Source organism: Mesoterricola sp. MK458, from assembly GCF_055384935.1.
On the sequence record NZ_AP045075.1, the window covers coordinates 930,535 to 948,918 of the forward strand.

Consider the following 18,384-nt stretch of genomic DNA (forward strand, 5'->3'; position numbering starts at 1 on the left):
GAAGCTCAAGGGCAGATCCCACAAGCGCGAGCCGGTAGAACCCCCTCGGGGACATGGTTTGCGGCCTCGCCGATGATTCCGAAATTCCAGATCACGGCATCCCGGGTTCGTTCATCCTGCGCGAACTGTTCGTAGGTCATCCCGTCCAGATAGCGTTCGATCCTGGCCAGGGATTCCAGGATGTCCTCGATGCGAAGGCGCCAGTCACGCCGCATGAACGGCTTCCGCCAGGATGCGCTCGCGAAGCTGTGCTTTGAGGGCATCGGGGGTTACCAGGTCGACCTTCATCCGGAGGCGGCCCTCCAGGTCCTGCTGCAGGGTGAAGAACTTGAAGTAGCCCCCGGTCTTGCCCGGCTCGAATTCGACGAGCAGATCGATGTCGCTTCCCGGGGCCTCCTCCCCCCGCGCCACGGAACCGAAAATGGCGATGTCCTTGACGGAATAACGCTCCCGCAGAGCGGGCAGGGCCGCCTTCAGGATGGTCATCGCGTCGTCGAGCCGCATGGGAAGGGTCCCCCACCGCTAGTATCCCGCAGGCGCGAGCCGGTAAAACCCCCTCCACCGGGTTGGAACGCGGAACGCCCCGGGAGCGCAAGCTCCCGGGGCGTCTTTGGTGGTGGCTGGAGACAGACTCGAACTGTCGACCTAGGGATTATGAGACCCTCGCTCTAACCACCTGAGCTACCCAGCCGAAGGAGCTAGTCTAGCGTGATCCCGCTCCGAAATCCACGGTGGATTTCGGGGTGGCGAGAACCCTTTCGTAGACCTGCTCGTACTGGTCGACGATGGGTTTTTCCTCGAAGGTCTCCAGGGCGCGGGTCTGGGCGGAAAGGCCCATCTTCCGGCGCAGGACGGGGTCGCGCAGGAGGGTGAGGGCGTCCTCGGCCATGGCGTCCACGTCGCCCAGGGGCTCCAGGTAGCCGTCCACGCCGTGGCGGACCACCTCGGGGAGGCCGCCGACGCGGCTGGCGATGACCGGGACCTTGTGGGCCATGGCCTCCAGGGCGGCCAGGCCGAAGCTCTCGGTGGCGCTGGGGAGAAGGAAGACGTCCGTGCAGGCGAGAACGGCGTCGATGTCCAGCTGCTTGCCGGTGAAGCGCACGTGGTCGGTGAAGCCGTGGTCGCGGGCGTAGGCCTCGGCCTCGGCCCGGTCGGGGCCGTCGCCCACCATGACCAGGAAGCTGGGCTGCTCCCGCAGGACCCGCTCGAAGGTCTTCATGACGTCCATGACGCGCTTGACGGGGCGGAAGTTGGAGATGTGGGTGAGGATGGAGGCGCCGGCGGGGGCCAGCCACTTGCGGCAGCCCTGGTTGGGGTCCCGGGGGGCCGAGACGAAGTTGGGGATCACGTCGATGGGGCGGTCCACCTTGAAGGTGCGGTAGGTCTCGTCCCGGAGGAACTCCGACACGGAGGTCACGGCGTCGCTCTCACGGATGGCGAGCCTCACCATGGAAAGGTAGCTGGGATCCGAGCCCACCACGGTGATGTCGGTGCCGTGGAGGGTGGTGACCACCTTGAGCCGGCCCTCCAGGGCCATGCGCGCCAGGAGGGCGGCGGAGGCGTGGGGGATGGCGTAGTGGGCATGCATGATCTGCAGGCCATGGTGCTCGGCCACGTCGGCCATCTTGGAGGCCAGGGCGATGGAGTAGGGGGCCGCCTCGAAGAGGGGGTAGGAGCTGGCCGTCACCTCATGGAAGAGGATCTTGTCCTCGAAACCCAGCAGCCGGGGCGGGGGCGTCGGGCTGAGGAGATGGACCTCGTGGCCCCGGGCGGCCAGGGCCTTCCCCACTTCCGTGGCCACCACCCCGGAACCGCCGAACGTCGAGTAGCAGGAGATTCCGATTCGCATCCCACGGTTGTACTTCAGTTCTCCCCAATTGTCCAAGGGGACGCCGGGCCCGGTTCCGACTATCATGGCTGGGAAAGGTCCCCCACCCTATGTTCCTTGTGCTCGTGGCCGACAAACTCATTCTCCTGCTCATCATGCTCATCTTCATCACGAGCATCCTGTCCTGGATCCAGCCGGATCCCCGGAACCCGATCGTGCGCCTCCTGCACGGCATCGTGGATCCGGTCCTGCACCCCATCCGGACCGTGCTGCCGTCCTCCATGGGAATGGATTTCAGCCCGATGGTGGCCATCCTGATCCTGTACGCGTTGCAGGCCCTGCTGCAGAAAAGTGTCCTCTCCTAGGAGCGCCCATGAAATTCACGCCCTTGGACATCCAACGCCGGGAATTCGAGAAGGGGTTCCGGGGCCTGGAGGAAGGGGAGGTTCGGGCCTTCCTCCTGGAGGTGGCCGGGGAATGGGAGGAACTGCAGATGGAGAATTCCCGTCTGCGCACCGAGATCCTGGACCTGCGTGAGCACCTGAAGCAGTACCAGGACCAGGACCGGATCTTCCGGGAGACGCTGCTCAACGCCCAGCGCACCAAGGAGGAGATCCTGGACGCCGTGAACCGGGAGAAGGCGCTCATCCTCCGCGAGGCCGACTTCAAGGCCGACGAGCTCCTGCGGGACGCCACGGCCAAGTCCCAGGAGATGGAGTCCGCCATCCGCGGGCTGAAGCTGGAGCGGGTGCGCTTCCTCCAGGATATGGATTCGCTCCTGGCCCGCACGCGGCGGTTCCTCCAGGAGGAGGCGCCGGAGATCTTCCCGCCCGCGGAGCCCACCCGCAGGCTCGACGAACGGGACGCGGCCCGCATCGACCAGCTCACGGGGCAGAACCCCGCCCGCACCGGCAAGGCCGGCTTCGGGAACGACGGGGTCTGATCCCCAGCCGCATGGAACGGCCGCCTGCAGGGAAGAGTCGCGGCGTGGATAAATTAATATTTCGGAAATTTCCGAAATGACTACAATAGCCTTTGCGGGCCCCCCTGTTCGGGGCGGTCCGGAAAGGATGCGGGCATGACGGACGATCTCAAAGCGCTGGTGGAACGGCTGAAGGCGGCCTCCCACCCCCTGCGGATGCGGGTGATCGGGGTGCTGGCGCCGGGGGAGCTCTGTGTGTGCCAGGTGGCCGAGGCGCTCGCGGTGCCGGCCTCCTCGGTGTCGGAGGCCCTGCGGGAGCTGCGCCGGGCGGGGTTCGTGGCCGAGCGCAGGGAAGGGCGGTGGGTCTACGTTTCCCTCCCGGAGCCTCCGGCACCCCTGCTGGCGAGCCTGCTGGCGGAGGTGGAGGCGCTCCCGGAAACCGCCCGGGACCGCGCGCGGATCGCCGAGGTCAAGGGGATCCCCGTGCAGGAGGTGTGCCGGAAGCACCTCACCGTGGCCGGGGAGGCGTCCCGTGCCTGAGGCCCCGTGCTGCGCTGACCCCAAGACCGCATCCCCCAAGACCGGTGCCTTCCGCCGCGGGGGCTGGGTGCTCCCGGCCCTGGCCGCGTGGGTCCTGGCCTACCGCGTCATCCACCCCCTGGCGGACTGGACCGCCTTCCGCCTTTTCGGGCTGACGCCCGGCTCGCATCTGGGCGAGGCGGTGGCCTTCTTCCTGTACGACACTCCCAAGGTCCTGCTCCTGCTGACCCTTGTGGTCTTCGTGGTCACCTTCCTCCAGACCTTCGTGAGCCCGTCCCGGGTGCGGGACGCGCTTTCCAGGCGCAACGCGGGCCTAGGCAACGCCATGGCGTCGCTGTTCGGCATTGTCACCCCCTTCTGCTCATGCTCGGCCGTGCCGCTCTTCATCGGCTTTCTCCGGGCGGGGGTTCCCCTGGGCGTGACCTTCAGCTTCCTGGTGGCCGCGCCCATGGTCAACGAGGTGGCCCTGGGCATGCTGTTCGCCATGTTCGGGTGGAAGACCGCCCTGCTCTACGCGGGGACCGGCGTGGCCATCGCGTTCGCCGCGGGCCTGGTGCTGGGGCGCCTGCGCATGGAACGCCACCTGGAGGGCTGGGTCCAGGACGCGCTGGCCGCGCCGGCCCTGGGCGAGGCCGGGGAGGAACGCCTCGACCTGGCGGGCCGCATCGCCGAGGCCGTCCAGGGCGTGCGGGACATCGTGGGCAAGGTCTGGCCCTACATCCTGGTGGGCATCACGGTGGGTGCCTTCATCCACGGGTTCGTGCCCGAGGCCTTCATGGCGGGCCTGCTGGGCCGGCAGTCGTGGTACAGCGTGCCCCTGGCCGTGCTGATCGGCGTTCCCCTCTATTCCAACGCGGCCGGGGTGATGCCCATCGTGGAAGCCCTCCTGGGCAAGGGCGCGGCCCTGGGTTCGACCCTGGCCTTCATGATGGCCGTCATCGGCCTGTCCCTCCCCGAAATGGTGATCCTCCGCCGGGTCCTGCGCCCCCGCCTGATCGGCGCCTTCGTGGGTGTGGTGGCCCTGGGCATCTGCCTGGTGGGCTATCTCTTCAACGCGCTTCTATAAGGAGACACGCATGCTCATCGAAGTCTTCGGTCCCGGGTGCGCCAAGTGCGAAACCCTCCTCAAGCACGCCAAGGCCGCCGTGGAACAGGCGGGCGGCGATCACCAGGTGGTCAAGGTTTCCGACTACGCGGCCATGGCCGCCCGGGGGATTCTCAGCACCCCGGCCCTGGCCGTCGACGGCCAGCTGCGGTTCCAGGGCAAGGTGGTCTCCTCCGCGGAAATCCTCGCCCTGCTCCAGGGCTGACCTGGCACCTTCCCGCCCCGCCCATCCTTAGCCCATTGGAGGTCCCATGACCCTGCCGCGCCTCGGCGCCCTCATCCTGGCCGCCTCGGCGGCCCTCGCCGCCCAGGTGCCCGCCCTGGACCCGGCGGGCCTGACCCGGATCCTGGGGGCGGGCACCTGGACCGTCGTGGAATTCGGCGGACCCACCTGCATCCCCTGCAAGAAGATGCAGCCCATCCTGGCGGACCTCCAGCAGCATTTCGGGAACCGGGCCCAGGTGCGCAATTTCTACGTGACCGAGCATCCCCGGGAGGCCAAGGCGCACAAGATCATGGCCATGCCCACCCAGGTGGTGTTCGACCCCTCCGGCAAGGAGGTGGCGCGGCACATCGGGTTCTGGGAGAAGGGGGACTTCCTGGCCGGGCTCGCCAAGGCCGGCCTGAAATGACGGTGGGCCTCATCGAGCGCCTGGCCGATGCGGTCGCCCAGGCCCCGGCCTACCAGCAGCTCGGTCTGGTCTTCCTGGGGGGGCTGATGACCTCGGCGAACCCCTGCGTGCTGGTGGCCGCGCCCCTGGTGGTGGGGTTCACGGGGGGCACCCGGGAGGGGCGGCACCATCCCATGGTGCTGTCGGGGGTCTTCGTGCTGGGACTGGCCGCCGCCTTCACCGCCCTGGGCCTGGTGGCGGCCCTCACCGGATCACTGCTGGGGGACGTGGGCTGGGGCTGGAAGGCCCTGCTGGGTCTCGTCCTCCTGGCCGTGGCCCTCCACCTCCTGGGCGTCCTGACCTTGCCGGGCCCGTCCCAGGCCAGCCTCCGGCGTTTCCAGGGGGCGGGCCTCCTGGGCGCCTTCGCGCTGGGAGGTCTGACGGGAACCCTGTCGGCCCCCTGCGCCACGCCCGCCCTGGCGGCCGTGCTCACCCTGGTGGCGTTCCAGGGGAAGGTCCTGTGGGGCGGGGTCCTTCTATTCGCCTATGCCCTGGGGCACGTGCTCCTCCTGTTCCTGGCCGGGGCTTCCTCGGGCTGGGCCAGCCGCTATGCCCAGAGCCGCTTCTCCGCGGTGCTGGGCCGTTGGTTGCCCCGGGCCATGGGCGCGCTCCTCGGGGGATGTGCGTTGTGGGTGCTCCGGTTGGCCTGGAACGGGTTCCAGGGGCGCTGAAACCTTCCCTAGTCCGCGTGGAATCGGCCGTTTCATTCGGGAGACGGCGCTCTGGTGCCCCGGAACCTTGGCGTCCCGGTTCGCATTGGAGGGTGACGTTGGCCCGCGCAGAAGGACGTCGCCGGCCGCGGGCGAGGTGCCCGGGGTGGTGGCCTCCGGTTTGCCTGGTCACGAAGCGCGGGAAGGCGCCATGACACCTCTCTCAAGAAGCCTGACCTGTTCCGGAGCCATCCTCCTCGCGGCGAGTTCCGCGCCCCTGTGTTCCCAGGTCTGGGCGCCTCCGACGGCGACCCAGGTGGCCACCCCGACCCACCCCCTGCTGCAGGACGGGAAGGATTCCATCCTGGTCGGACACACCTGGTCCAACTGGACCTGGGTGGACCCCGAGGGCGTCCGCCACGGGTTTCCCGGGACCAGTTCAGCCAACCGGCGGATGATCGCGATCAACGGCGTCGGCATGATCCCACAGGCGGGCGGCGCCCTGGAATACACGGATCTGAACCGCGTCCAGGCCTTGGACGGCGCGCCCATCTACCTGAGCACCGAGAACGGGGGCAAAGGGAAGATCACCATCCGGAGCCAGGCCTATCCCAAATACAAAGTCCTCTCCGTCATCTATGCGCCTCCCGGCATCGGGGGTACGGTCAGCTACGGGAAGGGGGCCGGGGTGGGAACCACTTCCTCCATCAGCCAAACGTTTGCGGGCGCCTTCAACCTTTCGGCCAGTCTGGTAGGAGGCGACCAAAGGAATTTCACCACCTTGGGCGCTGGTTGGTCCACCAGCACAACGGATTCCCGCTCAATCACGATGAGCAACAACCTCTCGACGCAGAACCGTTGGACCGGCACCTCCGAAGGCATCAACCACGACCAGGACATCCTGGAGATCTGGCTGAACCCCGCCGTGGAATTGTCCTTCACGTCCTCCAAAGAAGCTTCGTGGCGGCTCATGAACCATCCGGGCGATCCCGTTTCGGCCACCGTCGGAGCCAACATCGTCCATCTGACCGTCGCCCAGCTCCTTGGCAAGGAACCGATCACCAACGAACACCTGCTGGCGCGACTGAAGCGGGAATGGCCTGGGGGCGGCGCCTTGACGGGGCCCGGAACCGATTCGGACTTCCATGCCATCGTCAAGCAGAACCCCTATCACGCCATTGGCTCGGATTTCACGGGCAACACCTTCGTGCCCGACCCAAACAGGTTCAGCCTGACGAACCTTCGCTCCGTGGACTACAGCCCCGCGTCTGGTGCGGTGCACACCTCTTCGCTCATGGTCCTCAACGAGGGGCTTGAGACGAAGGGCACCTCAACGGTGAGCAGCTACTCGGTTTCCGCTGCCATGGGCGCCGGTTTGACGAGCATGCTAGGCATCTCGGCAAACAAATCCTGGACGTGGACCGATGAAATCTCGACCTCACGCACGGTCAGGGAATCTGCCCACGCGGAGCTCTCGGTGCCCCAGCCGGGCAGTGACTGGCGCGGGCCGACCCATATCGCCGTCTACACCGATACGCTGTACGGAAGCTTCCTGTTCACCTACCTGAAGTAGGAAGGAGGGCCCATGAAGCCGTTGCTCGCCGTGCTTCCTTGCCTGGTCATGGCAGGCTGCGGGTCCCTTCCCGTGGTTGGAATCCATTCTGCGCCGGTCCTTCCCCGGGAGGAGGTCACCCGGCTCGCCGCCCACCGGGTACGAACGGTGGCCGTGGATTCGGAGGCTATTTTCCCAAAGGTCCTGGAGATCCTCCTTGACCAGGGCCACCTGGTCCTTTGCGCCGACAGGAATCTCGGGATGGTGGCCTTCCGGCAGCAGTGGCAGGACCGGGAACAGCGTGAGGCCAGCATCATCCAGGACGGCACCCTGCTGGTGACGCCCCTGGGCCGGGGCCGGTGCCAACTCAGGCTCCTGCTCACAGGCCGCTCCTCTGAAATTTACCGTTATGGGGTCAAGGAAACGGGGGGACTGGCGACACTCGCCGGCGTGCAGCACGACGTCGCGCCGGAGGAATACTGCAAGCTCCTGGATCTCCTGGAAAAAGGCCTTGTTCCGGCGGGTGCCCCGTCCACGCCTGCGGTTGTGCGCTAGGTCGGTCCGAGCGACCTCCCGCCACCAGGGCGGAGACGCGGGGCTCCGCTGAATGTGGGTATTGAACATAATTTCTAGAAGTATAGAATTACGGCCATGGACACCCCCGGCACCGCCCTCGAGCTCCAGGTCCTGCGCCTGAAGGCGCTCGGGCACGCCACGCGCCTCTCCATCATCCGGCTCGTTGTCCAGGGGCCGGTGGAGGGCACGCCGGTGGGGGAGATCCAGGCGCGGCTCGCGGTGCCGGGGTCCACCCTCAGCCACCATCTCTCGGAACTGACCCGGGCCGGGCTCCTGAAATCCGCCCGCCAGGGCACGACGATCCGGTACGCGGCGCGCTTCGACCACCTCCGGACCCTCACGGACTACCTGTGGGAGGACTGCTGCGGTTCCGGCCGCCGGGACTCCTGCTGTCCCTGAAAGGAGCACCCATGGCCACCTCCAGCCATCCCACCCACACCTTCGTGCGCAAGGCCTACGGCCGCATCGCCGCCCAGGGCGGCGGCTGCTGCGGGCCCCAGTCCTCCTGCTGTGGAGGCGGCCGCGCGGACCAGGTGGCCCAGGGCGTGGGCTATTCCGACGCGGAGCTGGCCACCCTGCCGGAAGGGGCCAACCTGGGCCTTTCCTGCGGCAACCCCACGGCGCTGGCGGCGCTGAAGCCCGGCGAGACGGTGCTGGACCTGGGCAGCGGGGCGGGGCTGGACGTGTTCCTGGCCGCGCAGCGGGTGGGCCCTGGAGGCCGCGCCATCGGCGTGGACATGACCCCCGAGATGCTGGAGAAGGCCCGCCGCAACGCCGTGACCTTCCGTGAACGCACGGGGCTGGACAACGTGGCGTTCCACCAGGGCCAGATCGAGGCCCTGCCGCTGCCCGACGCCTCGGTGGACGTGGTCCTGTCCAATTGCGTGCTGAACCTGAGCCCCGACCAGGCCACGGTCTGGAAGGAGATCGCCCGGGTCCTCAAGCCCGGCGGCCGGGTCTCCATTTCCGACATGGTCCTGCTCCGGCCCCTGCCCGAGGCGGTGCGCGGGAGCGTGGAGGCCCTGGTGGGCTGCATCGCCGGCGCCGCCCTGCGCGAGGACCTGGTGCGCATGATCGCCGCGGCGGGGCTGGTGGACCTGGACCTCCAGGCCAAGGACGGCAACGTGGAGGCCATGCTGCCCGCCGACGACCCCATGACCGCGCACCTGCTGGACCTGCTTCCCGCGGGCACCCGCCCTTCGGACTTCATCGCCAGCCTGATCATCTCCGCCCGCAAACCCGCCTGAACCGAGGATCCCCATGACCGACAGCCGGCGCCTTTCCTTCCTGGACCGCTACCTGACCCTGTGGATCTTCCTGGCCATGGGCCTGGGGGTGCTCCTGGGCTTCGCCGTTCCGGGCTTCAACCGGGCCATCAACGCCTGGAACGTGGGCACCACCTCCGTGCCGCTGGCGGCGGGGCTGATCCTGATGATGTACCCGCCCCTGGCCAAGGTGAAGTACGAGGAACTGCACCGGGTGTTCCGCAACAAGCGGGTGCTGGGCCTTTCGCTCCTGCAGAACTGGGTGATCGGACCTCTGCTCATGTTCGGCCTGGCGGTGCTGTTCCTGCGCGACCGGCCCGAGTACATGCTGGGCCTCATCCTCATCGGCCTGGCCCGCTGCATCGCCATGGTCATCGTCTGGAACGACCTGGCCAAGGGCGACACGGAATACTGCGCGGGGCTGGTGGCCTTCAATTCCATCTTCCAGGTGCTCTTCTTCAGCGTGTACGCGTGGTTCTTCGCCACGGTGCTCCCGGCCCGGCTGGGCCTCCAGGGGGCGGTGGTGGCCATCACCATCGGCCAGATCGCCCAGAGTGTCTTCATCTACCTGGGCATCCCCTTCATCGCGGGCTTCCTCACCCGGTTCATCCTGGGGCGCATCAAGGGCCTGGACTGGTACCACCGGGTGTTCGTGCCCCGGATCGGGCCGCTCACGCTGGTGGCCCTCCTGTTCACCATCATCGTGATGTTCAGCCTCAAGGGCGAGACCATCGTCAGGCTGCCCCTGGACGTGCTGCGCATCGCGGTGCCGCTGCTCATCTACTTCGTCCTGATGTTCATGGCCAGCTTCTGGCTGTCGAAGAAGGCCGGCGCCGACTATCCCCAGAGCGCCACCCTGAGCTTCACCGCCGCTTCCAACAACTTCGAACTGGCCATCGCCGTGGCCGTGGCCACCTTCGGGATCAGCCACGGCGCCGCCTTCGCCGCGGTCATCGGGCCCCTGGTGGAGGTGCCGGTCCTCATCGGCCTGGTGGGGGTGGCCCAGCGGTTGAAAGGCCGCTGGTTCCAGGGAGGTCCGGAGACCGTCGCGGACGCCGGGTGCTGCAAGTAGGAGGACCGCAATGGAGGAATCCCACCGTCCGGGCATGGTGGTCCAGGGGATCCGGTTCCTGGCCCCGGGGGAGGCCCTGGAGGCCCTCCGGGAGGGCGCGCTCCTGGTGGACCTTCGCAGCGACTACCTGATCGAGATGAAGGCCTTCGCCGTTCCAGACATCCGGCACATCCCCCACACGGACCTGCCGGAGCGGCTCCCGGAACTCCCCCGGAACCGTCTCCTGATCCTCGCGGATTCCTCGGGCGTCTATACCCGGGGCGCGGCGGGCGTCCTCGGGGCGGCCGGTTTCCAGGACGTCGCATGCCTGAACGGCGGAATGCTGGCCTGGGACCAGGCCGGCCTGCCCCTGGTGACCGACCCCGAAACCATCCTCCAGGGGGAATGCGCCTGCGTCATGCGCTCCCGGAAGGACCGGCCCGCCCGCCCGACGCCCGACCCGGAGCACCCATGACCCCGACGAGCATCCTGTTCCTGTGCGTGGCCAACAGCGCCCGCTCCCAGATGGCCGAGGGCCTGGCCCGGCGCCTGTTCCCAGGGGTCCGGATCCAGAGCGCCGGTAGCCGCCCCGGCCGGGTGAACCCCTACGCCGTGGAGGTCCTGGCGGAGCAGGGCATCGACGCCACCGGGCAGGTCTCCAAGCCGGTCCAGGGCATCGACCCCGCCACCGTGGACCTGGTCATCACCCTCTGCGCCGAGGAGGTCTGCCCCCTTTTCCTGGGAGGCGCCGAGAAGCTCCATTGGCCCATTCCCGACCCGGCCAGCGAGGACCCGGGCTTGACCCGGGACCAGCTGCTGGAGCGGTTCCGGGCGGGCCGGGACGCGATCCAGAGCCGGCTGGAGCGGCTCAAGGCCGAGCGGTTCTGACGGTCCTGTGATCCTCTAGAGTCCCAGCAGCGCCCGGGCCTCGGTCTCCATGCGGTCCAGCAGGGCCGCGTCGGTGCGGCTCTGGAGGTAGACCTTGAGCTTGGGCTCCGTGCCGCTGGGGCGGAAGGCGGCGAAGGCGCCGGATTCCAGGCGGAACTTGAGGACGTTGGAGGGGTCCATGGGACGGGCCTTGGCGCGGTTGTCGGGGCGGTCGAGGATGGGTTCGACCTTGTCCCCGGCGTGCCACTGGCCGGCCTGGAGGTCCTCCCAGGAGACGACCTTCTCGCCGCCGAAGACGGTGAGGCCGGCCTGGCGGATGCGGGTCATGGCCTCGGCGAAGCGCACGGCGCCGCCGGGGCGGGGATCCTCCAGGTTCACGAGGCGGTTGTGGAACATGCCCACGCGGGCCTTGAGGGCCTCCACGGCCTCGTAGGGGCCCATGCCCAGGGTCTTGTAGTGGCCCACCATCTCGGCCACCACCAGGGCGGCCAGGACGCCGTCCTTGTCGCGCATCTGGTCGCTGAGCTGCATGCCGAAGGACTCCTCGGCGCTGTAGGCGTAGGTCTCGCCGTTGCGCCCGAGGATGTCCATGCACAGGGCGATGTTCTTGAAGCCGGTGAGGGTCCACATGACCTCGAGGCCGTGGCGGCGGGCCACCTCGGCCAGCAGGTCGGAGGTGACGACCGTGGTGACCATGACGCCCTTGAGGCCCTTGAGGGTGCAGAGGTAGTCCAGGGTGAGGGCGGCCAGGTCGTTGCCGCTCATGAGCTCCCAGGTGCCGTTGCGGGGCGCCACGAGGCCGATGCGGTCGGCGTCGGGGTCGTTGGCGAGGATGACGTCGGCCCCGAGCCGGGCGGCATCGGCCAGGGGGGCCTTGTAGGCGGCGATCTCCTCGGGGTTGGGCCGGGGGGCGGTGGGGAAGGTGCCGTCCTGCACGGCCTGGGAGGCGCAGATGTCCAGGGGGAGCCCGGCGCGCTTGAAGAGCTCGGGCACGAAGGCGATGCCGGTGCCGTGGAAGGGGGTGTAGAGGACCTTGGCGGGCTTGAACCCGGCGGGGCGGGTCATGAGCTCGAGGCCCAGGGAAAGGTAGCCCTCCTCCAATTCGGCGGGGATGGGCACGATGCGGGCGTCGCCCTCGGCGGGGGGCGGCTCGGGCACCAGGGGGAACTGGGCCATGGCGGCTTCCACCTCGGTGTCCCAGGGGCTCACAACCTGGGCGCCCTTGTCGTCATAGGCCTTGTAGCCGTTGTATTCCTTGGGGTTGTGCGAAGCGGTGATGATGATGCCGCAGGCGGTGCCCAGCTTGCGCATGGCGTAGCACAGGAAGGGGGTGGGCAGGGGGCGGCTGCCCAGGTACACCTGGTACCCGGCCGCGGCCAGCACCCGCGCGGCTTCCCGCGCGAAGACATCGGACTGCAGGCGGGTGTCGAAGCCCACCAGGGCGGTGCGGGCCTGGGGGGCCCGGGCCTTGGCCACCTGGGCGAGGGCCAGGGTGGTGCGGCGGACGTTGGGCTTGTTCATGCGGCGGAGGCCGGCGGCCATGATGCCCCGCAGGCCGCCGGTGCCGAAGGCCAGGGGCTCGAAGAACCGGTCGTTCACTTCCACCTGGGCCGCGGCGTCGCCCTTTTCGGCGGCCTGGACCAGGGGTTCGAGCTCGGCCCTGAGTTCGGCCTCCAGGTGGGGAAAGGCGAGGTATTGGCGTGCGGCGGTCGTGGACATCGAATCCTCTCGTTAGGCTCCGACTACCTTATCACGCCCCGCCAAGGCTCATGTCCGAGAGCAGGAGGGACACGCCGGCGCTGCTTCCGTACCAGTGGAGATCGTTGCCCACCGCCGCGATGCGCGTGAGGAAGTCCCGCAGGTTGCCCGCGAAGGTCATGCGGTCCACGCTCTCGGCCAGCTGCCCTCCGCGGATCCGGATGCCCGAGGCGCCCACGCTGAGGTCGCCGGACACCGGGTCCACGGTGTGCAGGCCCATGAGCTCGGTGATGAGCACCCCCTCCCCGGCCATGCGGTGGAGTTCGTCGGGCGCGGTGTCCCCGGCCTCCGGGAACAGGTTGAAGGTGGAGACCCCGGGGTTGCTGCCCGTGCCCCGGCCGGCGGTGCCGGTGGGGGTCACGCCCATCTCGGCGGCGGTCTTGAGGGTGTGGAGGTAGGTGCCCAGGACGCCCTTTTCGATGAGGACGTTGCGCCGGGTGGGCAGGCCCTCCCCGTCCCAGGGCTCGGACCCCAGGCCCCCGGGCAGCCTGCCGTCGTCCACCAGGGTGAGCAGGGGGGAGGCGATGGCCTCTCCGAGCCGGCCAGCGAACAGGCTGCGGCCCTTGAGCACGGCCTCGGCCGAGAGCATCCCTGCGACGATGCCCAGGATGTCCACGGTCACTTCGGGGTGGAGGACGACGTTGAAGCGCCCGGCGTCCATCTGGGCCGGGTTGAGCTTGCGCTCCCCCTTGCGGGCGGCCTCGGCGCCGATGGCGGCCAGGTCCACGGCCCCGGGATGCCGGCCCATGTCCCAGTGCCAGGAGGCCTGACGGTCGCCGCGCTCCTCCACGGCCAGTTCGATGGCCGCCGAGCAGGACGAGCCCAGGTCGAAGGCCCGCACCCCGCGCTGGGTGAGGAGCAGGGAGGCGCCGTCTCCGTCGGCCCAGGAGGCGTCGCGCACGGCGACGACCTTGGAGGAGGCCCTGCGGGCGTGGGCTTCCAGCTCCAGGGCGCGGTGGATGCGCTCCTCAGGGGTGAGGGCCGAGCCGCGGGGGTCGTGGCGGGAGGGCAGGTCGTCCACGCCCGAGGGGCAGGCCTGGCGGATCCAGGGGTCCTCGTCGCCCAGGGCGGAGAGCTCCCAGGCCTGGGCGAACAGCTCGGTGAAGTCGGCCCGGCCCAGGTCGGTGGTGGTGGCGATGCCGGTGCGCATGCCCTTGGCCCCGGACCGCAGGACGCGCACCCCCAGGCCGCCGCGCTTGCTGGTGGTGAGGTCCTCCAGGGCGCCGTTCTGGACCTTGGCGCGCCGGGAGCGGGAAACGCTCACGAAGGCCTCGGCGCCTTCGGCGCCCAGCGCCAGGGCCGAACGGATCCCGGCCTGGAGCCGCTCCTCGAGGGTTTCTGAAATGAAGGTCTGGAACAGCGTCGTGTCGGACATCAGGGTAGGGCCTCTTTGAGGGCTTTCTGGTGGGCCTGGTATGTCTTCGCGTTGAAGCACACCAGGAAGACCTGCTCGGGAACCGCGTTGGCGTCCAGGAACGTCAGGATGGCCTTCACGGCCACGGGGGCGGCCACGTCCAGGGGGATCTGGGGCTCGATGCCCGAACCGATGCTGGGGAAGGCCACGGAGCGGATGCCCCGGGACCTGGCCAGCTCGAGGGCGCTCACGTAGCAGGATGCGAGCACGGCGGCCTCGGAATGGCCGCCGCCCTGCCAGATGGGGGCGACGGTGTGGATGACGAAGGGGGACGCCAGGTTGTGGCCGCCGGTGAGGCGCGCTTCGCCCGGAGGGCAATCGCCCACGCCCAGGCACTCCGCCTCCAGGCCGGGGCCCGCGGCGCGGTGGATGGCCACGTGAACCGGCCCCCCGGCGGCGAGCGTCGGGTCGGTGGAGTTCACCACCGCCTCCGTGTCCATGGCGGTGATGTCGCCCAGCTGGAGCTTCAGACGCGAGACCATGGACAGGCTCCTAGATGACGCTGGGAAGGGGTTCCGCGGTTCCGCCCACCACCAGGGCGGGGCAGAGGATGGTGGGCAGGGCGTCGGAAACGGGCACGCCCTGGCCGTCCTTGCCGCAGGTGCCGATGTCGAAGTGGTTCAGGTCCCGCCCGATGCGGGTGATCTCCTTGAGCACCGCGGGCCCGCAGCCCGTGAGGGTGGCGTTGCGCACGGGGTGCTTGACGACGCCGCCCTCCACCCAGTAGCCCTCGGTGACCTGGAAGACGAAGTTGCCGGTGACGGTGTCCACCTGGCCTCCGCCCATGTGCTTGACGAGGAGGCCCCGGTCCAGGTCCCGGAGGATGTCGGCGGGGTCCTCCTGGCCGGGGGCGAGGAAGGTGTTCCGCATGCGGGGGATGGGGATGTGGCGGTAGCTCTCGCGCCGGCCGTTGCCGGTGGGCTCGGCGCCCATGCGGCGCGCGGTCTTGCGGGACTGCAGGTAGGACTTGAGCACGCCGTTCTCGATGAGCACGACCCGCTGGGCCGCGCGGCCCTCGTCGTCGCAGGCCGAGGACCCGCGCTTGTGGGGCAGGGTGCCGTCGTCGATGATCGTGACGCAATCGGAGGCCACCTTCTGGCCCAGCTTGCCCGAGAACGCGCTCACCCCGGCCAGGGCCAGGTCGGCCTCGAGGCCGTGGCCGCAGGCCTCGTGGATCATGGTGCCCCCGGCGCTGGAGGAGAGGATCACGGGGAAGGTGCCCGCCGGGGCGGGCTGGGCGTCCAGGGCCTGGATGGCCAGGCGCACCGCCTCGTGCACCGTGCGCTCCACCTCCTGGGAATGGAAGAGCTCGAACCCCCGGGTCTGGCCCAGGGCCTGGTACCCGGTCTGAAGCAGGTCGCCGGACCCCGCGGTGACGTTCACGCGCAGGACGCTCTGGATGCGCCGGTCCTCGGTGAGGGTGGCGGTCCAGGTGCCGTCCACGCGCTCGGCGGAGGCGATCCAGACGCTCTGGGTGCTGTCGCCGTATCCCACCGCCACCTGGCGCAGGGCGCCGGGGCGCAGGGCTTCCGCGCGGCGCCGGGCGAGGTACTCGGCCCGGCGCACCAGGTCGACCTTCTCGGGCAGGGGCACGGCGGCCGGCTCCCGCTCGATGGGGCTGGGCTTGGGCAGGAGCTGGGGCGCCAGTTCCGGGATGGCGGCCGCCGGACCCGTGCCGGGGGCGGCCAGGGTGTGGGCGGCGTCCAGGAGCTCCTCGGCGGTGGGGGCGATGAGGTCGGCGAACCGCGTGGTCTCCCCGTCCATGAGCCGGAGGCCCACCCCGAAGGTCTCGCCGGCGGCCACGTCCTCCATGCGGCCGTCGTCCATGCCCAGGCCGCAGGCGCGGCGGTGCTCCACGAAGATCTCGCCATAGTCGCCCCCGCGGCTGAGCAGGGCCGCCAGGGTCTCGCGCAGCTGCCCGGCGTCGAAGGGGGCCTTCATGGGCGGGTGCCACTTGCGGCTCCGGGCGGTCTTCCAGTGGGCCAGGAGGGCCTCCTCGGCCTTGTGCAGGGACTCGTCCAGGTCGCGGCCGTCGTTGTGGAAGACCTGGTCGGCGTGCAGCAGCTTCTCGGCGCCCGCGCTCTGGGCGTAGATGCGGTCCATGGCCCGGGCGGTGTCGAGGCCGTCCCGCTCCATCAGGCGCTTGAGGCGGATCTCCTCCGGGGCGTCCACCACCCACAGCGCGTCGAAGATGTGGGCCTGGCCCCGCTCGACCCAGAGGGCGGCGTCCAGCACCACGCCCTTGACGTCGGCGGGCAGCGCGCGGAGCTTGTCGGCCAGGCGGGTCTCGATGAGGGGGTGGAGGATGGCCTCCAGGCGCTCCCGGCTGGCGGGTTCGGAGAACACCAGGCCGGCCATCTTCTCCCGGTCCAGGGTGCCCGCGTCCGAGAGGATGCCGTCGCCGAAGGCCTGCACCAGGGCGGCCAAGCCCGGGGTGCCGGGCTCCACCACCTCGCGCGCCACCTGGTCGGCGTTGATGATCTCCCAGCCCAGAACCTTCAGGCGCCTGGATGCGTAGGTCTTGCCGGCGGCGATGCCCCCCGTGAGGCCCACGACGGGGTAGGGGGCCTCCACCAGGCGCTTGTTGAGGGTTGTCATGGCAGGGCTCCGGGCATCTCTGGGCCCCGGACGGCCTACGTCCCGGGGGTGCCTGCCATTATGCCCATTTCCTACCTCCTTGCGTATCTCCAGGCGTTGAGAATGACGCAGGCCGCGTAGAAGGCGGTGAACAGGTACAGGGCGCGCTGGGGCGAACCCGCGTCCACCTGGATCTTGAAAATGGCAGGAACCAGGAAGCTGCCGTAGGCCGCCACGGCCGAGATCCAGCCCACCGTGGGCGCGGCCATGCCCGGGGCCGTGACCTGGGGCGCCATCTGGAACACCGCCCCGTTGCCCAGGCCCGTGGCCACGAAGAGCAGCAGGAACAGGCCCAGGAAGGGCGGGAAGAACACCTGGGGGGCCGGCGCGCCCTGCGCCCGCACCACGAAGTGCGCCACGCCCAGGGCGCCGATGCCCATGAGCACGAAGCTGAGCTGGGCCACGTGGCTGCCCTTCCACCGGTCCGCGAGCCAGCCCCCCACGGGCCGGAAGAGGCTGCCCACCAGGGGCCCCAGCCAGGCGTAGGCCATGGCCCGGGGCGCGTGGGGGTTCACCATGCCGTCGGGAAGGCGCCCGAAGACCACGTTGATGAGCAGGGGCAGGGCCCCGCTGAAGCCGATGAAGCTGCCGAAGGTGCCCAGGTAGAGCACCGTGAGGCCCCAGGTGTCGGGTTTGCCGAACAGCGCGAACTGCGCGGCGAGCCGCTCGCTCACGCGGCCGGGGATGAGCTTGAGCAGGCCCAGGGAGGCCAGGATGGTGCCCAGCAGCACCCCCATCTGCGCCGCCAGGCCCAGCCGGAAGGTCACCAGCAGCGCCACGCCGGCCGCCGACACCGCCAGCCCCAGGGCGTGCAGGCCGAGGATCCTCAGCACCGCGGGCCCCAGAGGCTCGGCGTCCTGGCCGGGCAGGTTGTCCATGAACACCCAGGCCAGCACGGAGAGGAGAACGAGAAGGGGCACCCACACCAGGGCCCCGTTGGCCAGGTAGAGGGGCGCCTTGCCGCCCAGGGACCCGAAGAGCCCCACGCCGATGACGGCGGGGATCACCACCTGCATGACGCTCACGCCCAGGTTCCCCAGGCCGCCGTTGAGGCCCAGGGCCGTGCCCGCGAGGCGCTTGGGGAAGAAGGCGGGGACGTTGGCCATGCTGGAGGCGAAGTTGCCTCCGCCGATGCCCGAGAGCGTCGCCAGGACGGCGAAGGTGGAAAAGGGCGTCTGGGTGTCCCGCAGGGCCAGCCCGGCCCCCAGGGCCGGGACGATCAGCAGGGCGGTGGTGACGGCGACGGTGTTCCTGCCGCCGGCCAGCGGCACCAGGAACGCGCTGGGGATGCGCAGGGTGGCCCCCGCGAGCCCGGCGATGCTGATGAGGGTGAAGAGCTGGGCCGGGGTGAAGGGGAAGCCGGCGTCCCGCATGCGCACCGCCAGGATGGACCAGAACATCCACACGGAGAAGGCCACCAGGAGGGCCGGGACGGAGACGGCGAGGTTGCGCCAGGCGACGGCCTTCTGGCCGGACTCCCAGGCGGCGGGGTCCTCGGGGTTCCACGAGGTGATCGGGGTCATGCGG

22 protein-coding genes and 1 tRNA gene are annotated in these 18,384 nt (G+C 69.6%); 14 read left to right on the plus strand and 9 right to left on the minus strand.

Annotated features, from left to right (window positions below):
• Positions 1–5: 5 nt before the first annotated feature.
• From ACZ5LB_RS04010 to bshA, 4 genes are all read right to left on the minus strand, one after another.
• Entirely contained in the window at positions 6–215 is a 210-nt protein-coding gene (locus ACZ5LB_RS04010) for a HepT-like ribonuclease domain-containing protein (protein ID WP_464604833.1), read from the minus strand.
• A complete protein-coding gene (locus ACZ5LB_RS04015) occupies positions 205–504 on the minus strand; it encodes a nucleotidyltransferase family protein (protein WP_464604834.1) in 300 nt (99 codons plus the stop codon). The genes ACZ5LB_RS04010 and ACZ5LB_RS04015 overlap by 11 nt, the downstream gene beginning before the upstream one ends.
• Before the next feature lie 110 nt (positions 505–614).
• Positions 615–691: transfer RNA gene (locus ACZ5LB_RS04020), tRNA-Met, on the minus strand.
• A 12-nt stretch (positions 692–703) separates the two neighbouring features.
• Positions 704–1,849, minus strand: a complete 1,146-nt coding sequence (gene bshA / locus ACZ5LB_RS04025; RefSeq protein WP_464604835.1) for an N-acetyl-alpha-D-glucosaminyl L-malate synthase BshA — start codon at positions 1,847–1,849, stop codon at positions 704–706.
• An 89-nt stretch (positions 1,850–1,938) separates the two neighbouring features.
• On the opposite strand from bshA, the gene ACZ5LB_RS04030 reads away from it, so the two are divergent.
• From ACZ5LB_RS04030 to ACZ5LB_RS04095, 14 genes are all read left to right on the plus strand, one after another.
• On the plus strand, positions 1,939–2,193 hold the full coding sequence (locus tag ACZ5LB_RS04030; protein ID WP_464604836.1) for a YggT family protein: 255 nt from the start codon (positions 1,939–1,941) through the stop codon (positions 2,191–2,193).
• A gap of 8 nt (positions 2,194–2,201) precedes the next feature.
• On the plus strand, positions 2,202–2,771 hold the full coding sequence (locus tag ACZ5LB_RS04035; RefSeq protein ID WP_464604837.1) for a DivIVA domain-containing protein: 570 nt from the start codon (positions 2,202–2,204) through the stop codon (positions 2,769–2,771).
• 135 nt (positions 2,772–2,906) lie between these two features.
• Positions 2,907–3,290 (plus strand): ArsR/SmtB family transcription factor, encoded by a 384-nt coding sequence (locus tag ACZ5LB_RS04040; protein WP_464604838.1) that lies wholly within the window; start codon positions 2,907–2,909, stop codon positions 3,288–3,290.
• On the plus strand, positions 3,283–4,356 hold the full coding sequence (locus ACZ5LB_RS04045) for a permease (RefSeq protein WP_464604839.1): 1,074 nt from the start codon (positions 3,283–3,285) through the stop codon (positions 4,354–4,356). Before ACZ5LB_RS04040 ends, ACZ5LB_RS04045 begins: the two co-directional genes overlap by 8 nt.
• A 10-nt stretch (positions 4,357–4,366) precedes the next feature.
• A complete protein-coding gene (locus ACZ5LB_RS04050; RefSeq protein WP_464604840.1) occupies positions 4,367–4,600 on the plus strand; it encodes a thioredoxin family protein in 234 nt (77 codons plus the stop codon).
• Between the two features lie 46 nt (positions 4,601–4,646).
• On the plus strand, positions 4,647–5,027 hold the full coding sequence (locus ACZ5LB_RS04055; RefSeq protein ID WP_464604841.1) for a TlpA family protein disulfide reductase: 381 nt from the start codon (positions 4,647–4,649) through the stop codon (positions 5,025–5,027).
• A complete protein-coding gene (locus ACZ5LB_RS04060) occupies positions 5,024–5,737 on the plus strand; it encodes a cytochrome c biogenesis CcdA family protein (protein WP_464604842.1) in 714 nt (237 codons plus the stop codon). The genes ACZ5LB_RS04055 and ACZ5LB_RS04060 overlap by 4 nt, the downstream gene beginning before the upstream one ends.
• Before the next feature lie 295 nt (positions 5,738–6,032).
• Positions 6,033–7,289 carry a hypothetical protein gene (locus tag ACZ5LB_RS04065; protein WP_464604843.1) on the plus strand — a complete coding sequence of 419 codons (1,257 nt, stop codon included), beginning with the start codon at positions 6,033–6,035 and terminating at the stop codon, positions 7,287–7,289.
• Between the two features lie 12 nt (positions 7,290–7,301).
• Positions 7,302–7,823 (plus strand): hypothetical protein, encoded by a 522-nt coding sequence (locus ACZ5LB_RS04070; protein ID WP_464604844.1) that lies wholly within the window; start codon positions 7,302–7,304, stop codon positions 7,821–7,823.
• Positions 7,824–7,919: 96 nt separating this feature from the next.
• On the plus strand, positions 7,920–8,243 hold the full coding sequence (locus ACZ5LB_RS04075; protein ID WP_464604845.1) for an ArsR/SmtB family transcription factor: 324 nt from the start codon (positions 7,920–7,922) through the stop codon (positions 8,241–8,243).
• Positions 8,244–8,254: 11 nt separating this feature from the next.
• Positions 8,255–9,091 (plus strand): arsenite methyltransferase, encoded by an 837-nt coding sequence (arsM, locus tag ACZ5LB_RS04080; RefSeq protein WP_464604846.1) that lies wholly within the window; start codon positions 8,255–8,257, stop codon positions 9,089–9,091.
• Between the two features lie 13 nt (positions 9,092–9,104).
• The gene (arsB, locus tag ACZ5LB_RS04085) at positions 9,105–10,181 is read left to right on the plus strand and encodes an ACR3 family arsenite efflux transporter (RefSeq protein ID WP_464604847.1); all 1,077 of its coding nucleotides are present in this window, start codon (positions 9,105–9,107) and stop codon (positions 10,179–10,181) included.
• A 10-nt stretch (positions 10,182–10,191) separates the two neighbouring features.
• Positions 10,192–10,635: a rhodanese-like domain-containing protein gene (locus ACZ5LB_RS04090; protein WP_464604848.1), complete on the plus strand. Its 444-nt coding sequence runs from the start codon at positions 10,192–10,194 to the stop codon at positions 10,633–10,635.
• Entirely contained in the window at positions 10,632–11,048 is a 417-nt protein-coding gene (locus ACZ5LB_RS04095) for an arsenate reductase ArsC (protein WP_464604849.1), read from the plus strand. Before ACZ5LB_RS04090 ends, ACZ5LB_RS04095 begins: the two co-directional genes overlap by 4 nt.
• A gap of 15 nt (positions 11,049–11,063) precedes the next feature.
• Here ACZ5LB_RS04095 and ACZ5LB_RS04100 read toward each other — a convergent pair whose 3' ends face one another.
• The 5 genes from ACZ5LB_RS04100 to ACZ5LB_RS04120 all read right to left on the minus strand — a co-directional run bounded on the left by ACZ5LB_RS04100 (position 11,064) and on the right by ACZ5LB_RS04120 (position 18,380).
• A complete protein-coding gene (locus ACZ5LB_RS04100; RefSeq protein ID WP_464604850.1) occupies positions 11,064–12,767 on the minus strand; it encodes a phospho-sugar mutase in 1,704 nt (567 codons plus the stop codon).
• A 31-nt stretch (positions 12,768–12,798) separates the two neighbouring features.
• Positions 12,799–14,181 (minus strand): TldD/PmbA family protein, encoded by a 1,383-nt coding sequence (locus ACZ5LB_RS04105; protein ID WP_464604851.1) that lies wholly within the window; start codon positions 14,179–14,181, stop codon positions 12,799–12,801.
• Positions 14,181–14,702 (minus strand): macro domain-containing protein, encoded by a 522-nt coding sequence (locus ACZ5LB_RS04110; RefSeq protein WP_464604852.1) that lies wholly within the window; start codon positions 14,700–14,702, stop codon positions 14,181–14,183. The genes ACZ5LB_RS04105 and ACZ5LB_RS04110 overlap by 1 nt, the downstream gene beginning before the upstream one ends.
• A gap of 10 nt (positions 14,703–14,712) precedes the next feature.
• Entirely contained in the window at positions 14,713–16,818 is a 2,106-nt protein-coding gene (gene coaE, locus ACZ5LB_RS04115) for a dephospho-CoA kinase (protein WP_464604853.1), read from the minus strand.
• Between the two features lie 71 nt (positions 16,819–16,889).
• Positions 16,890–18,380 (minus strand): MFS transporter, encoded by a 1,491-nt coding sequence (locus ACZ5LB_RS04120; protein ID WP_464604854.1) that lies wholly within the window; start codon positions 18,378–18,380, stop codon positions 16,890–16,892.
• Positions 18,381–18,384: the final 4 nt, after the last annotated feature.